Origin of the sequence: Alteribacillus persepolensis, assembly GCF_900099605.1 — a bacterium.
Lineage (GTDB): Bacteria > Bacillota > Bacilli > Bacillales > Marinococcaceae > Alteribacillus > Alteribacillus persepolensis.
The window spans coordinates 26,620-41,407 of the sequence record NZ_FNDK01000001.1 but is presented as its reverse complement, the minus strand read 5'-3'; the positions used below and the strand labels follow the sequence as shown (position 1 = coordinate 41,407).

At 41.3% G+C, this 14,788-nt stretch carries 15 protein-coding genes; 6 read left to right on the top strand and 9 right to left on the bottom strand.

From position 1 onward, the window contains the following. Positions 1 to 191 precede the first annotated feature (191 nt). Together BLT18_RS00195 and rnjA are read left to right on the top strand one after the other, a co-directional pair. Positions 192 to 401 (top strand): DNA-dependent RNA polymerase subunit epsilon, encoded by a 210-nt coding sequence (locus tag BLT18_RS00195; RefSeq protein ID WP_091270166.1) that lies wholly within the window; start codon positions 192 to 194, stop codon positions 399 to 401. A gap of 3 nt (positions 402 to 404) precedes the next feature. Beyond that, positions 405 to 2,072 carry a ribonuclease J1 gene (rnjA, locus tag BLT18_RS00190; protein WP_091270165.1) on the top strand — a complete coding sequence of 556 codons (1,668 nt, stop codon included), beginning with the start codon at positions 405 to 407 and terminating at the stop codon, positions 2,070 to 2,072. Between the two features lie 83 nt (positions 2,073 to 2,155). Here rnjA and BLT18_RS00185 read toward each other — a convergent pair whose 3' ends face one another. The 3 genes from BLT18_RS00185 to BLT18_RS00175 form a co-directional block, all read right to left on the bottom strand. Continuing rightward, positions 2,156 to 2,821, bottom strand: a complete 666-nt coding sequence (locus tag BLT18_RS00185; protein WP_091271092.1) for a potassium channel family protein — start codon at positions 2,819 to 2,821, stop codon at positions 2,156 to 2,158. 332 nt (positions 2,822 to 3,153) lie between these two features. After that, a complete protein-coding gene (locus BLT18_RS00180) occupies positions 3,154 to 3,612 on the bottom strand; it encodes a TlpA disulfide reductase family protein (protein WP_281242315.1) in 459 nt (152 codons plus the stop codon). A gap of 129 nt (positions 3,613 to 3,741) precedes the next feature. Further along, complete coding sequence (locus tag BLT18_RS00175; RefSeq protein ID WP_091270164.1) at positions 3,742 to 4,293, bottom strand: peroxiredoxin; 552 nt, start codon at positions 4,291 to 4,293, stop codon at positions 3,742 to 3,744. 379 nt (positions 4,294 to 4,672) lie between these two features. On the opposite strand from BLT18_RS00175, the gene BLT18_RS00170 reads away from it, so the two are divergent. Continuing rightward, the gene (locus BLT18_RS00170; RefSeq protein ID WP_091270163.1) at positions 4,673 to 5,515 is read left to right on the top strand and encodes a mechanosensitive ion channel family protein; all 843 of its coding nucleotides are present in this window, start codon (positions 4,673 to 4,675) and stop codon (positions 5,513 to 5,515) included. Positions 5,516 to 5,569: 54 nt separating this feature from the next. Here BLT18_RS00170 and BLT18_RS00165 read toward each other — a convergent pair whose 3' ends face one another. The 4 genes from BLT18_RS00165 to dapD form a co-directional block, all read right to left on the bottom strand. Further along, positions 5,570 to 5,752 carry a cold-shock protein gene (locus BLT18_RS00165; RefSeq protein WP_091270162.1) on the bottom strand — a complete coding sequence of 61 codons (183 nt, stop codon included), beginning with the start codon at positions 5,750 to 5,752 and terminating at the stop codon, positions 5,570 to 5,572. Between the two features lie 101 nt (positions 5,753 to 5,853). Beyond that, the gene (locus BLT18_RS00160) at positions 5,854 to 6,975 is read right to left on the bottom strand and encodes an N-acetyldiaminopimelate deacetylase (protein WP_091270161.1); all 1,122 of its coding nucleotides are present in this window, start codon (positions 6,973 to 6,975) and stop codon (positions 5,854 to 5,856) included. A gap of 7 nt (positions 6,976 to 6,982) precedes the next feature. Then, positions 6,983 to 8,179, bottom strand: a complete 1,197-nt coding sequence (locus BLT18_RS00155) for an aspartate aminotransferase family protein (RefSeq protein ID WP_091270160.1) — start codon at positions 8,177 to 8,179, stop codon at positions 6,983 to 6,985. A 600-nt stretch (positions 8,180 to 8,779) separates the two neighbouring features. Next, positions 8,780 to 9,502, bottom strand: a complete 723-nt coding sequence (gene dapD / locus BLT18_RS00150) for a 2,3,4,5-tetrahydropyridine-2,6-dicarboxylate N-acetyltransferase (RefSeq protein WP_091270159.1) — start codon at positions 9,500 to 9,502, stop codon at positions 8,780 to 8,782. Between the two features lie 148 nt (positions 9,503 to 9,650). On the opposite strand from dapD, the gene rraA reads away from it, so the two are divergent. The 3 genes from rraA (at position 9,651) to BLT18_RS00135 (ending at position 12,274) form a co-directional block, all read left to right on the top strand. Then, positions 9,651 to 10,130: a ribonuclease E activity regulator RraA gene (rraA, locus tag BLT18_RS00145; RefSeq protein ID WP_091270158.1), complete on the top strand. Its 480-nt coding sequence runs from the start codon at positions 9,651 to 9,653 to the stop codon at positions 10,128 to 10,130. 495 nt (positions 10,131 to 10,625) lie between these two features. Then, the gene (locus tag BLT18_RS00140; RefSeq protein ID WP_091270157.1) at positions 10,626 to 11,042 is read left to right on the top strand and encodes a MarR family winged helix-turn-helix transcriptional regulator; all 417 of its coding nucleotides are present in this window, start codon (positions 10,626 to 10,628) and stop codon (positions 11,040 to 11,042) included. 5 nt (positions 11,043 to 11,047) lie between these two features. After that, the gene (locus tag BLT18_RS00135) at positions 11,048 to 12,274 is read left to right on the top strand and encodes an MFS transporter (protein WP_091270156.1); all 1,227 of its coding nucleotides are present in this window, start codon (positions 11,048 to 11,050) and stop codon (positions 12,272 to 12,274) included. A 101-nt stretch (positions 12,275 to 12,375) separates the two neighbouring features. Here the strand turns inward: BLT18_RS00135 and aceA are convergent, their stop codons facing one another. Together aceA and BLT18_RS00125 are read right to left on the bottom strand one after the other, a co-directional pair. Continuing rightward, positions 12,376 to 13,659: an isocitrate lyase gene (aceA, locus tag BLT18_RS00130; RefSeq protein WP_091270155.1), complete on the bottom strand. Its 1,284-nt coding sequence runs from the start codon at positions 13,657 to 13,659 to the stop codon at positions 12,376 to 12,378. 481 nt (positions 13,660 to 14,140) lie between these two features. Further along, on the bottom strand, positions 14,141 to 14,713 hold the full coding sequence (locus BLT18_RS00125) for a DUF4309 domain-containing protein (RefSeq protein WP_091270154.1): 573 nt from the start codon (positions 14,711 to 14,713) through the stop codon (positions 14,141 to 14,143). Positions 14,714 to 14,788 lie beyond the last annotated feature (75 nt).

The following is a 14,788-nucleotide window of genomic DNA, read 5'->3' as shown; positions in this document are numbered from 1 at the left end:
AATTCTTCTTTTTTCACTTGTTTGTGGCAAAGATGCAAATATCGTATGCTTGATTTATAATAGGTGATAGAACATTTATATCGTGAACGCTTATACAAGTAACTGCACCTGTTGACATCGCAAAAAAGCAGGTGATGTTTCTTTATGTATATAGAAGAATATAGAAAAATAGAAAGAGGAGAGATAATGAAATGATCTACAAAGTTTTTTACCAGAAAAACTTTCAAGAAGTCCCAGTTAGAGAAAATACAGATGCTATGTTTATTGAAGCAGAAACGGAACGTGAAGTACGGCGTAAATTGGCGGATAAAAATTTCAATATCGAATATGTACAACCGGTTTCAGAAAGCCTCCTGCAATTTGAACAACAACGCGAAGATTTTAAAGTGGAGAATTTATAAGAAATGAAACAAATCAAAAAAAATCAAGTTGCGGTTTTCGCCCTTGGAGGTTTAGGCGAAATCGGTAAAAATACGTACGCCATACAATATCAAGATGAGATTATACTCATAGATGCCGGAATTATGTTTCCTGAAGACGAATTACTCGGAATTGACTATGTTATTCCTGATTATACGTACCTTGTTCGTAACAAAGACAAAGTAAAAGGCTTGTTTGTCACACATGGCCATGAAGACCATATTGGCGGTATTCCTTATTTATTAAGAGAGCTAAATGTTCCTATTTATGGAGGCAAACTCGCCATTGGCCTGTTAAAGGGGAAATTAGAAGAACATGGACTGCTGCGCCGTGCAAAATTAAACGTTGTAAGAGAAGATCAAGAAATTCGCTTTAAAAAAACAAAAGTATCGTTCTTTCGTACTACCCACAGTATTCCTGATTCTCTTGGCGTTGTTGTCAATACACCAGAAGGAAATATTGTCCACACAGGCGATTTCAAGTTTGATTTCACTCCTGTTGGAGAACCTGCAAACCTAGCTAAAATGGCTGAAATTGGTGAGCAAGGGGTTCTTTGTCTTTTATCAGACAGTACAAATAGTGAAGTCCCTGGCTTTACTATGTCAGAACGAAAAGTAGGCAAAAGTATTGATCACATTATCCGCCAGGCAAAAGGACGATTGATTTTTGCTACGTTTGCTTCCAATATTTATCGACTGCAGCAGGCAGTAGAAGCTGCTGTGCGTGATGGAAGAAAAATCGCTGTATTTGGGCGCAGCATGGAGTCTGCCATTACTATTGGACAAGAATTGGGATATATTAAAGCCCCAAAAGGGACATTTGTGGAACCATCCCAATTAAATCGTATCCCTGATGACCAGGCAGCCATTCTATGTACCGGAAGCCAGGGCGAACCAATGGCTGCTCTGTCTAGAATTGCCCACGGCACACATCGCCAGATTCAAATCATTCCTGGTGATACTGTTGTATTCTCCAGTTCACCGATACCTGGAAATACACTGTCTGTAAACAAAATTATTAACCAGCTTTTCCGTGCAGGCGCGAAAGTGATTCATGGTTCGTTAAACAACATTCATACATCCGGACACGGCGGGCAAGAAGAACAAAAGTTGATGCTTCGCTTGATGAATCCGAAATATTTTATGCCGATACATGGTGAATACCGCATGCTGAAGATGCATACCGTTCTTGGTAAAGATTGCGGTATCCCGCTTGAGAACTCTTTCATTATGGAGAATGGCGAAGTTTTAGCATTAACAAGAAAAAGTGCATCGGTTGTCGGCAAAATCCCGTCTGGCTCTGTGTATGTTGACGGAAATGGTATTGGTGATATCGGCAATATTGTACTCCGTGACCGCCGTATTCTATCTGAAGAAGGGCTGGTTGTTGTTGTCGTCAGCATTGATATGAAAAACTTCAAAGTATCAGCCGGACCAGATATTATCTCACGCGGGTTCGTGTACATGAGAGAGTCAAGTGACTTAATTAACGATGCACAAGCTAGACTGACGAAACATCTTGATCAAGTCATGAAACGAAAAACGAGCCAGTGGTCTGAAATTAAAAATGAGATTATTGACCAGCTCTCGCCTTATTTATACGAAAAAACAAAACGCAAACCAATGATACTTCCTATTATTATGGAAGTATAAAAAAACCGGTTGGGACTTTGTTCCCAATCGGTTTTTTATAGAATCAAACGCTGCCTGCTGTGTCTCGTTGTTCCCAGCATTTATTATGTTGCATCAATCCAGTGATTTTCTAATCGATTAATATCATCATCCGCTCCAATAACAATTAATACATCCCCGTCTTTTATGATTTCAGTCGGACGCGGGGAAACGTGTATATCTTCTCCTCTTTTTATAGCCAAAATATTACATCCGTATCTCGCCCGTAAGTCTAAATCCACGATGGTTTCACCATTAATGGTATGTCCCGCGGCAAGCTCCACAATACTATACTCCTCAGAAAGCTCGAGGTAGTCTAACACATTTTTGGACACAACGTTATGAGCAATTCGTATTCCAATATCACGCTCTGGATGAACAATTTCATCTGCACCAAGACGCGATAACACCTTTTCATGATAATCATTTTGTGCCTTGACTGTAATATGCTTCACGTTCATTTCTTCTAAAATAAGCGTCGTTAAAATGCTCGCTAAAATATTGTCACCAATCGCAACGATAACGTGGTCAAAGTTGCGTACGCCAAGACTTCGTAACGCTTTTTCATCTGTGCTGTCGGCAATAACGGCTTCTGTTACAATCGGTGCAAATTCATTCACTTTATCTTCATCCTGATCAATCGCTAAAACATCCATTCCTTCCGAAACGAGCGATTTACAAATACTTCCACCAAAGCGCCCCAAACCAATGACAGCAAATTGCTTTTTCATGAATTTCTCCTCCGTCGTCTCTATAATGCCTTTAATCTGAACATATTTTACCTGAAAGGGACCTTTTATTGCAAAAATAATCTCTCTCGTCGATGACGGTTTATGTATGAACAAGTGATACTTTGATTGACCTGCCAGAAATGAAGCAGCAAAAGAGCACACCGCCACAACACCTAGAAGGCCGTTCCTTTTTCCTCATAAGAAAAAATGAGCTGATACCAATCATCCTATGCAGATAGCAGCATCCCTGCACTCAGACTATAATCTGCGCTTTCTCGTTCACGCAAAAAAGCTGCAGGTTTCTTCCCCTGCAGCTTTACCATGAAATAATTCTATTTCTTTTCATTACGGCCCAGTACGCGGTTCACACGTTTGGTAAGCATTTTCATTCCGCCGCCGCCAGCCTGGAAGTGGCGAAGAGTACCATCTTTATCGAAAACATAATAAGCCGGTACATATTCATTTTGAAATGCATCTGTCAGCTTATGCTCGTTATCAACGAAAATCGGCTGGGTAATGCCATGCTCGTCTGCTACTTCTTTAATTTGATCTAAATCAAGATCTTTTTCTGAACGCGGCATATGCACAGCAACAACGTTTAAATCGTCTTTGTACTCATCACGAAATTCATTGACATTTGGCATAGCCTCTTTGCAGAGACCGCAGCTTACGGACCAAAAGTGAATTAACGTTGGCTTTTCACCAATGAGATCTTCTTTTGATACTTCTCCATTATACCAAGTCGTTTCGCCAGTAATTTCTGGCATTTCTGACCGTAATTTCAATGCCATACTAATCATCCTCCTTTATTATTCGTATGTGATGCATCATCTATATTCGATTCGCAGAGAACTTAAGTCAAGAAAAAGGTCTAACATTGCTGCTAGACCTTCTTTCTTTCATACATTCTCCATCGAAGATTAAACGTTCAATGTTTCTTGGCCTGGCTTCCAGTTTGCTGGGCAAAGTCCGCCAGTTTGAAGCGCTTGAAGTACACGAAGTGTTTCGTCTACGTCACGGCCGATGTCGTTATGGTTTACAACAGAATACTTCAATTCACCTTCAGGATCGATGATGAAAAGACCGCGTAGAGCAACACCTTCATCTTCAATGAGAACACCGTATTCTTCAGAAACTTTATGATTTGTGTCAGCTGCTAGCGGATAATTAAGATCGCCAAGTCCGTTTTCGTCACGATCAGTATTAATCCAAGCTTTGTGAGTATGGATTGTATCAGTGGAAACACCGATAACTTCTGCATCTAAATCTTCAAATTCATCGTAACGGTCACTCATAGAAGTGATTTCCGTTGGGCATACGAAAGTGAAGTCCATTGGATAGAAGAAAAGAACTGTCCACTTATCCTCTTTCATAATGTCTTCTAAGCTTACCTTACCGAATTCTTTATTTGGCATTACTGCATCCATTTCAAAACGTGGGGCTTGTTTTGCTACCATGCGCTTTTCGCTCATTTACTTCCACTCCTTTAAGTAATTTGTTCAATATAGCCTGTCCAATTGTCATTATAATATGAGCCTTAAATTAAAGTCAATATTAAATGATAATTAATTTAAATAAAACTCATATTTTCATGAACACATATAGCGTTACCCGTATGTACAAATTAAAAACCACTTTTTTATTTTGTACATTGAGAATACAAGAACGTCATTTCTCATCTTCAAGAATAACGAATAACAGCAAGTAAGTAAAATAATATGCTCGTATATTTTTCCCCTTGTTTTCTTATGATATACTTGCCTAGTTATACGGGATATTGTCATGTTTTGTCACTTGCATGACGGGAATAGTAAACTAACTTATGACATTTTCGCAAAGGAGTGTGCTACTATGGGACAAGTCATGGAAAACGCATTTTGGGGGACGTTTATCGGAGGAGCCATCCTCATTATTTTACAAATCCTTTTTGTTATGATCGGCTTTTTCATTGTCCGAGCTATTGGTAAAAACCTTATTAATCGCGGCTTTACCAAACTAAAAGAACAGAAAAACATGCATCCAGGAAGAATGCAGACATTGTTGAAGCTTAGTACGAATGTTTTCTCTTACGTCCTAATCTTTATTTTTATTACAATCATTATTGGCATTTTCGGCCTCGATATTGCTCCGCTCATCGCCGGAGCTGGTATCGTTGGACTGGCAATCGGTTTTGGGGCACAAGGTCTTGTCAGCGATGTGGTTACTGGTTTTTTCATTCTGCTGGAAAAACAAATTGATGTTGAGGATTATGTCACCGTAGCGGGTGTCGATGGGGTTGTCGAAGAAGTCGGTCTTCGCACGACGCAAGTTCGTGGGTTTGATGGAACATTACATTTTATCCCTAACCGTGAAATCAGTACGGTGAACAACCATTCCCGCGGCAACATGCGCGCAATGATTGACATGCGTATTTCGTATAATGACAATGTCGATAAAGCCATTCAAGTGCTTCAATCCGTATGTGACACATTTGCTAAAGAAGAGCCTGCTATGAAAGAAGGTCCAGATGTATTAGGGGTTCAAGCCTTTGGTCAATCTGACGTCGTCATCCGTATTTTAGGAAAAACAGACAACATGGAGCAATGGGGAGTAGAACGCAAACTTCGTCAAGCTTGCAAAGAAGCCCTTGAGCAAAATGGTATTGAAATACCATATCCTCATCAAGTTTATATCGAAAAAAAGCAGCAAGCGTAAGACATATGATGACACGATAAGAAAAAGAGCCGTTTTGCAAAACGGCTCTTTTTCTTAATTGATCTGCGGCAGAGTTTTAATATCTTTTTTCATGTCCGAGTCACAGAGAGGGCAGCGCGGTTCATTATCAAACGTAAAATTCTCTCTCATCCATCCTGAACAGCCTTCATTTGTACATGACCATACATTTGTCTCCACTTCGGGCGGCGCTTCTTTTCTTTGATTAAAATAAGCCATATATCCATCCCTTTCTTGTTACATCCCTATTATACCATAAATGCAACAAGAATTTCTAATAACTACTTGCGCCTGCAACCTTATCGTGGTATAAAGGAATATTATTGATTTTTTGAAAGATAATCAACCATGTGTGAAACTGCTGTAAAAATGGCTCGCTCATCTGGTTCAATACGCGCATCGTGCAGTCCATATGGTGTATCAACACCAAGCCAGAACATAACCCCCGGTATTTCATCTAAAAAATAGCCAAAATCTTCTCCTGTCATTGCTTCCCGACACTCAACAAGCATAATATCATCCCGTTGTTCACTGAATTCCATAAATGACCGGGTCAGCTCTTCATCGTTGTACACTTGGCAGTAGTTCGCTCCCCAATCAATTTCTGCTTTACACTCAAAACCGGTTTCCACACCTGCTGTTAAATGACGGATACGTTCTTTCACCTGTGTCATACTCTCCATCGATAACGTCCGTATCGTTCCTTCTAACCGTGCCTTACCGGCAATAATATTTTGTTTTGTTCCTCCTGTAATTTTTCCAACTGTTACTACAGCTGAATCAAGCGGATTCACATTTCTAGCAACAATGGTCTGCAATTGGGTGACAAAATGACTGGCAGCCACTACCATATCGTTGGCTGTATGAGGACGAGCAGCGTGACCTCCTTTTCCATAAAAGTCAATAAAAAGCTCTGATGTGTTGGCAAACAAAAGACCCGGGCGAGTAGCAATGGTTCCGACTGGATATTCTGGCGCAATGTGAAGAGCATATATTTCATCTGGTTTCACTCGTTGAAACGCCTCTGCTGCAAGCATCGGCTTTGCCCCGCCAGGACCTTCTTCTGCTGGCTGAAAAATAAATAACAAATTATCTTTTGGCTGACTCGCAGCAAAATGATCTAAAATACCAAGTGCAATCGTCATGTGAAAATCATGCCCGCAAGCATGCATACTCCCTTCATGCCTGGATGCAAAAGAGTATGTCGTCTGCTCGTCAATCGGCAGCCCGTCAATATCCGTCCGATAGCCAATCGTTTTTTCTCCTTCATAACCATCCACCCAAACCAGTAAGCCCGTTTCCCATTCTTCTATGCTCAAAAAGTCTTGCGGCATGTCAGCAATCGTATCCTTTAAGTACTGCTGCGTTTTGAACTCTTCAAAGCCGAGCTCTGGTATTTGGTGCAAGTCTCTTCGAATGTTGATAAGCTGTTGTTCATTCATTCGTCCACTACACCTCCTCCCTGGCTATCTCGCCTTTCAGCGCAGCCACAAAGGCATCCGTTTCCTCTTTGTTTAACGTTAACGGGGGAAGCAGGCGAATAATGGTTCCTTGCGTAATATTTATCATGAAACCGCGCTGCAATAAGCGCTGCTGAATATTTTTCACTTCCTTTGCGTCAGCATCCAGCACAATGCCAAGCATCATTCCGGCACCGCGAATGTCTTGTATAGCGCCTGTTTCTTGCTGCAAAGACTCTAACTGTTTCCATAAGTACTCTGCATTTTCTCTTCCTTCTTCTAAACCACCTTGCTCCATTAAAACATCAAGCACCGCATTACCAAGAGCTGCGCTTAACGGCGACGGCCCGAATGTAGTGCCGTGGTCCCCCGGCTGAAACATACCATCCAAACCAGATCGAGCAATAAAGCCACCAAGCGGCAAGCCGCCGCCAATTCCTTTGGCAAACAAAATAATATCCGGTGTCACTTGTGCACGCTGGTACGCAAATAATTCACCAGTACGTCCCATCCCTGTTTGAATTTCATCCATACAAAAGAGTACGTTATAACGACGGCAAAGCGCTTCTGCCTTTTGTAAAAAATCTGATGACAAAGGCATAATACCGCCTGATCCAAGCACCGGCTCCATCAATAGTGCAGCTGGCTGTTTCTCGTTGAAGATGTTCTCTAAAGAAGCAATGTCTTCTGCTTCTGCCTCGTATACTGGAAAATCAGCTGCTGGGAAATCTTGATAAATACCAGGCTGGCGGGTCATGCGGATAACCCCGAGCGTGCGGCCGTGAAAGCTGTTCTTTAACACTGCCACACCACTTTTCTCCTCGCTTTGCTGCTTGCTCCACTTATGAATCAACTTTACAGCACCCTCTGCTGCTTCAGCTCCTGAATTCCCAAAATATACTTTTCCTTTTACCGAATGCTCAATCAAACGATGAGCCAGTGTGATAGCCGGTTTGTTGAGAAAAAAGTTTGATACATGTAAAAATTTACTGGACTGCTGATGCAGCGTTTCCATCAAATGAGGGTGAGAGTGGCCTAACACATTCACAGCCAAACCGCCAAAAAGATCCAAGTACCTCTTTCCGCTCTCATCTATTAAATAGTTGCCTTCTGCTTTATCTACTGTAATCGGCAAACGGTTGTACGTCGGCATAATATATTCCTGGTCGAGCTCCATCCAGTTCATTTTCGTCCTTCCTTCCATCCTGATAGTTTTATTTACCTTATGTGCCTTAAACCCTTCTTTTAAGGAAAACTTGGCTAGCACTGAGCCAACAGGAGCAGGCGGCTACTTCATTGCACGTATACGGACTTTTAAAACATGTTAATGATGTCGATGAGTTACCTGCATTAAAGGTTTTTGTATAAATATTGAGATGCATATATGATGTGTTTGTTTGCACGTCAGGAAAGGTTACCTTTGGTAAAAGGATGAAAGGATAAGAAAAGCAGCGGCTTCCGCCATAGAGATTCGGCGACAATCCGAGGTTTTCTTACCTGTTATCTAGCTGGTGACGGGTCAGGGGAAAGAACCTGCAGGAAAAGCAGCTGAAAATCCATCAGGATAGATTTCCCCCTGTCAGTCTAAAGCGTTACCTGCGCCAAACAATTCAAAAGAGCCGTCCAACTAAAAAAGCGGAGATGATGACAACCCTTGCAAACAGTGTAGAATCAACATTTATCCTTTCCAATCCACGCAAGGTAGAAAGGAAGACTGCCCAACTACAAACGCCAGGCAGCCTTCCTTCTTTTATCTAACTACATTGTATGGTGTTGGGTCTTGTGTTTATTCCTCATTTAAACGGCGAAGTTCTTGCTTCATTTCTGTTTTTCCTTTTGTCTGCTCATCAATTTCTTTAATGACTCGTGCCGGTGTACCTGCTACAACTGTATTTGGCGGTACATCTTCTGTTACAATCGCTCCTGCTGCAACAACAGCACCTTCTCCAACCGTTACACCTTCTAAAATAACACAATTTGCACCAACAACAACGCCGTCTTCTACAATAACCGGCTGTGCGGACGGCGGCTCAATAACACCAGCAAGTACAGATCCTGCACCAATGTGGCAGTTGTTGCCGACAGTCGCGCGGCCTCCCATCACCACGTTCATATCGATCATAGTATTCTCACCGACAACAGAACCGATGTTAATTGACGCGCCCATCATAATAACAGCATTTTTTCCAATTTCAACTTGGTCGCGAATAATCGCACCTGGTTCAATACGTGCTGGAATATCTTTTAAGTCAAGCAATGGAATCGCCGAATTGCGCCGATCATTTTCGATAACATAATCATCAATTTTGTCTTTGTTTTCTTCAATGGCAAGCTTAATATCTTTCCATTCGCCAAACAAGACACCAGTATTTCCAGTGATAAATGACTTGGTTTCATTGCCAAAGCCAATATTTTCTAACTGATCTCCTTTTATATGTACTTTAACTGGAGTGGATTTTTCACTTTCAGAAATAAATTTAATAATTTCATTTGCATCCATCTGCTTCATATTCAATATCCTCCTTATCCATTCTCTTCAATAGATTATCACAGGAAAAGAAAGAAAGAAACCATTCTATCCCATTTCGAGCAGGAAATACAGAGGAAAATGTCGAACAGTTTATGTGAGACTTTATTGAAGGAGGCATTGTATACAAATGGGTGTAACAGCAGATATTTGTGACGTACATAAAGACAGTGTTCGATTGGCTGATAATGTTTTTTACGTGTTCGGCCAAAAGAAATCTTTTTCCGGACCGATTCACACAGTTCGTGTATTTGAAGACAATGTCCTTGTGAAAAAAGCACTTGAAACAATTCCAGAAGGAAGCGTTCTTGTTGTAGATGGCGGCGGTTCGAAAAGATGTGCACTCATGGGAGATAATTTAGCAGCTATCGCTGAGAAGAGAAACCTTGCTGGTGTCATTATCAACGGCTGCATTCGTGACTCCGGCGAAATTAATGAGATGCCAGTCGGTATTTTTGCATTAGGCACCAACCCTTTTAAATCAGTAAAAAAAGGAGAAGGTCAAAACGATATACCGCTTCTGTTTGCTAACGCTGCTTGGAAACCGGGTGAGTGGGTGTATGCTGATGAAGACGGCATTCTCCTTGCCGAGAAAAAACTCGACGAATAGCCGCAACAACGACCAAACATAGATGAAAGGCAGAACATCCTTTTATCTATGTTCATAAAAACTTTGATATGCACGTCGTTTTCTGCAGGATTTCCAAGGCTTTCTGAGAAGGGGTAAAGCTCCTTCTCTTTTTGATTTGCTCACCTCAAACACCCTTTGGCCGCTCTGATGTCACACGATTTTCTTTTTCCATACACCTTTCTGAAACGTTTATCGCCGCTCGAATCATTTCCATAGATTCCGCGTTAGGAAGTTTCTTTGCGTGTATGTATTGCTCCCTCACCTAAACTTTCCCAGCACAGATGATAAAACAGCACCCTTTGCACATACATCTCTTCTTCCCATTTGCAAACGCTCACTCTCTTCGTCAGAAAACACACTCTTTTCTTTTGTAAACCCTAACATGATAAACACCCATTTACAAAGGGTTCTAGCACCCGTATACTTATAGTTGTGTTAATTATTTACCTAGGTAAATATTCTGGAGGATGAATCATGGAAACCCATTTTCTATTTCATTTATTACATCAAAAAGTGCGTCATTTATCCAAAGAGCTAAACAAAGTGCTTGAACAGCATCAACTGTACAATTCACAATGGACCATTTTATACACACTAAGCCAAAAAGGGCCGATGTCCCAAACCCAAATTTGGCAGTACCTGGACGTAGAAGCCCCCACCGTTACACGAACGCTGGCTAGAATGGAAAAAAGCGGCTGGGTACAACGCGTGCCTGGCAAAGACAAACGAGAACGCATTGTTGTGTTAACCGACAGAGCTCAACAGGAGCTTCCTGACATACAACAGACTATTCAGCAATATGAAGCATCTTATGTCGCTTCTTTATCTGAAAGCGAACAGCAACAACTCTATCATCTGTTAAACAAATTAGGTGACAAAAAGGAGCGGTGATACAGATGAGCAACCCCGAAACCTCAGCAAAAATATGGACAAAAGATTTTATTAACCTTTCTGTCATTCAATTTATTGTGTTTGTCATCTTTTACACCTTATTAACCACCCTGCCGCTGTTTGTCGTTAATGAACTAGGCGGCAGTGAAGTTCAAAGCGGCCTCGTTGTAACGGCCATGCTGCTTTCTGCCATTCTTATCCGTCCTTTTTCCGGGAAGCTTTTAGAACGGTACGGAAAAAGAAATATGCTTGTGATCAGTTTGTTTGCATTTGCGATTACCACCTTCGCTTACATGGGTATAACCCAATTCTCATTACTACTTCTTTTACGTTTTATCCATGGTATTTCTTTTGGAATTCTCACAACAGCTACTTCTGCTTTTGCAGCAGACATCCTTCCTTCCAAAAGACGCGGTGAAGGTCTCGGTTATTTTATGATGTTTATGAACTTAGCTGTCGTTGCCGGACCATTTTTAGGGCTGACACTGCTTCAATTTTTGCCGTTTTATTATTTATTTATGTGCCTAAACCTCATTGTACTTATTGGTTTACTATTGGTTTTTACAATCAAAAAACCAGCTATAGACATAGATGGACCAAAACAACCGCAAGACAAACAAAAGCTATCGTTTCGAGATTTTATCGAAACAAAAGCACTTCCGATATCGACGTTAAGTGCTCTTGTCGCCATTGCTTATGCCAGTATTCTGTCTTTTCTTTCTGTTTACTCAGAAAGCATCGGTTTAGCGCACTTGTCTAATTATTTCTTTCTCGTGTTTGCCGTAACAATGCTCGTCTTCCGGCCTTTTCTCGGGCGTTTATTTGACAGACGCGGTCCAATGATTGTCATTTTGCCATGTTTATTTACATTTGCGGTCGGTCTTGTTTTATTAAGCACTGCCGAAACCGGCTGGATTTTCTTGCTTTCCGCTGCTCTAATTGGCGTCGGCTACGGGACCATTTTACCTTGTGTGTTATCATTAACCGTTCAAGATGTGCCAAAACACCGAAACGGCCATGCCACAGCTACGTTTTTCATGTTGTACGACTCTGGAATTGCTGCTGGTTCTTACCTGCTCGGTATCGTTGTGTCTCACACCGGATTTCAAGCGATGTTTTCCTACAGCGCCATTCTTGTTTTAATCATGACTGCAGCATTTTATTGGTATTTAAACCGTCAAAAAGCTATGGAGCGCTCCAAAACAATCCAGGGAGAAAGCAGCCGCTTATAGAGTAAATAGGAAACGTACAAAAACCTTTCAAAAAGAAATTCAGCTAATGTGAAAAAGGACGCTATCCACGTGGGGATAACGTCCTTTTTCTATTATTTCTGTTATTTTTGAAACTGGGCTGTTTCTGTTGAACCTGCCATTGCTGTGGTAGAAGAAGTTCCGCCGGAAATGATTTGCGATACTTCATCGAAATATCCTGTACCCACTTCACGTTGATGACGCGTTGCAGTATATCCATTTTCTTCACTAGCAAACTCTGCTTGCTGCAGCTCAGAGTACGCACCCATGCCGCGCTCTTTATAACCTCTTGCCAATTCAAACATGCTATGATTTAGGGCGTGGAAACCAGCGAGTGTAACAAACTGGAACTTATAACCCATTTTACTAAGTTCTTTTTGGTAGTTTTCAATGGTCTCTTCATCCAAGTTTGCTTTCCAATTGAACGAAGGTGAGCAGTTATATGCGAGCATTTTCCCTGGAAACTTCTCATGGATAGCATCTGCAAAACGTTTCGCTTCTTCCAAATCTGGCTTTGATGTTTCACACCAGATAAGATCGGCATACGGTGCATACGCTAACCCACGTGCAATTGCTTGATCTATGCCTGCTTTTGTACGATAAAACCCTTCATCTGTTCGTTCCCCTGTAATAAAGGCATGGTCTGCTGGATCTATGTCACTTGTAATTAAATCAGCCGCATCTGCATCTGTTCGTGCAATAAGAATTGTATCTGTGCCGCTCACATCTGCAGCCAGTCTTGCAGAGATTAAGTTTCGAACTGCTGTTTGTGTTGGCACAAGGACTTTTCCGCCTAAGTGGCCGCATTTTTTCTCAGAAGCAAGTTGGTCTTCAAAGTGAACCCCAGATGCCCCTGCTTCAATCATGCCCTTCATTAGTTCAAACACGTTCAACTGTCCGCCAAAACCAGCTTCCGCATCGGCTACAATAGGCGCAAAATAATCAATGTCGCCGCTTCCTTCCATATGCTGCACCTGATCAGCACGCTGCAGCGCTTGGTTAATACGTTTTACTACATTCGGTACACTATTAGCCGGATATAAGCTTTGATCGGGATACATTTGCCCTGCTAAGTTCGCATCCGCTGCTACTTGCCACCCACTTAAGTAAATTGCCTTTAAACCAGCTTTTACTTGCTGAACTGCCTGATTTCCTGTTAGCGCACCTAATGCATTCACATACTGCTCTTCGTGAAGCAGCTTCCACAACTTTTCTGCCCCGCGCTTTGCCAGCGTATGCTCAATCTGCAGCGATCCTCTTAATTTAATAACTTCTTCCGCGGAATAAGGACGTTTAACACCTATCCAACGCTCCTCATTTTCCCACTTTTCTTGCAATTGCTTCGCTTCCGCTTGTAAATTCCCCATGTTTCTCATCTCCCTTACGTGTTTTAGAGGCAGCACCCTGTTACTTATTGAAGGTTGCTCCTATGTATATCTGTTTTAAAACAGTTCGTTCTGTTGGTTATTATAATATAACAGAGCGTTCTGTTATGCAACATCTTTTTGAGAAAAAATTCATTTTTTTAAAATGAATGGTAAATTTTCAATCTCTAAACCTTGAATTAACAGGAATATCACAAGGTGGCCCATTTTATAAAGAATTTTCTGTTATGACACAGAAGTAATTAACAATCTATCGTTCAGCCTCTTCTTCTTCCGTCTGTTCAATAACATCGTGTCTTCGACGAAACTGTTCCACAGATAGAATGTTTTATTAAAAATAGAGAAAAGACAGCAGACATACAACAAAGCATTCTTCAGCCGCAAGAAACAGCTTTAAACAATTAAATCAGTATACTGCAGCCGTATACGCAAAAGCACCCCTGGATTAGCTCCAGAGGTGCTTTTAATCGTGTTCCAGCCATATATATACAGGCTGTTCTGCTTGTTTCGATTTTTTCTCTAATATTAACTTTCCGTCGCTTAATTTATAGACTTCCGTCCATAGATTATTCATCTCGTTCCAGTAAGCCTCACTCGCTTTTCCCAATAGTTGTTCTTTGTTCTCTGTTTGGAAATGATTATGCTCGTTTATCTCTACTGCCATGGAATGAATTTGGTTTGACTGCGGCTTTAAAAAGTATGCTGCTTGGTCATATTTCACGTATTCTCCACCTTGAAACCAGCCTGTTTCATCCGGCTGTCCGAATTTTTTTATAAGCTCTTGTTTCTGCTTGCCTATGAATGAGTCATCCACAGCTTTCTTGTTTGTTTGCAGCAATTCATCAAGAACTGCAGATATTTCCATTCCCGGCGCCACCGCACTCTTCACACCACTATTTTCTTCTTTTTGGACAACAGCTGCCTCTGTTTTTTCAAATGATGGCTGTGTGGACTGCTCTGTTATATTCGCCTCCTCTTGACACGCTCCTAAAACAACCGCCATCGTGAAAACGAAAAAGAACCTTATACGCCGCACGTGTTATCGTCCTCCATTGGTTTAAAAGTAGATTGTTAATAATCTATTACCACGGTCAAGAATGTTTTACACATT

Coding starts and splice junctions, on each gene's coding strand:
- dapD (WP_091270159.1), bottom strand. CDS start 9,502: ATGAAGCAGATGGATGCAAATGAAATTATTAAATTTATTTCTGAAAGT.
- BLT18_RS00185 (WP_091271092.1), bottom strand. CDS start 2,821: ATGAAAAAGCAATTTGCTGTCATTGGTTTGGGGCGCTTTGGTGGAAGT.
- BLT18_RS00135 (WP_091270156.1), top strand. CDS start 11,048: ATGAGCAACCCCGAAACCTCAGCAAAAATATGGACAAAAGATTTTATT.
- BLT18_RS00155 (WP_091270160.1), bottom strand. CDS start 8,179: ATGAACTGGATGGAGCTCGACCAGGAATATATTATGCCGACGTACAAC.
- aceA (WP_091270155.1), bottom strand. CDS start 13,659: ATGGGGAATTTACAAGCGGAAGCGAAGCAATTGCAAGAAAAGTGGGAA.
- BLT18_RS00160 (WP_091270161.1), bottom strand. CDS start 6,975: ATGAATGAACAACAGCTTATCAACATTCGAAGAGACTTGCACCAAATA.
- BLT18_RS00140 (WP_091270157.1), top strand. CDS start 10,626: ATGGAAACCCATTTTCTATTTCATTTATTACATCAAAAAGTGCGTCAT.
- BLT18_RS00165 (WP_091270162.1), bottom strand. CDS start 5,752: ATGGCTTATTTTAATCAAAGAAAAGAAGCGCCGCCCGAAGTGGAGACA.
- rraA (WP_091270158.1), top strand. CDS start 9,651: ATGGGTGTAACAGCAGATATTTGTGACGTACATAAAGACAGTGTTCGA.
- BLT18_RS00175 (WP_091270164.1), bottom strand. CDS start 4,293: ATGAGCGAAAAGCGCATGGTAGCAAAACAAGCCCCACGTTTTGAAATG.
- BLT18_RS00180 (WP_281242315.1), bottom strand. CDS start 3,612: ATGGCATTGAAATTACGGTCAGAAATGCCAGAAATTACTGGCGAAACG.
- rnjA (WP_091270165.1), top strand. CDS start 405: ATGAAACAAATCAAAAAAAATCAAGTTGCGGTTTTCGCCCTTGGAGGT.
- BLT18_RS00170 (WP_091270163.1), top strand. CDS start 4,673: ATGGGACAAGTCATGGAAAACGCATTTTGGGGGACGTTTATCGGAGGA.
- BLT18_RS00195 (WP_091270166.1), top strand. CDS start 192: ATGATCTACAAAGTTTTTTACCAGAAAAACTTTCAAGAAGTCCCAGTT.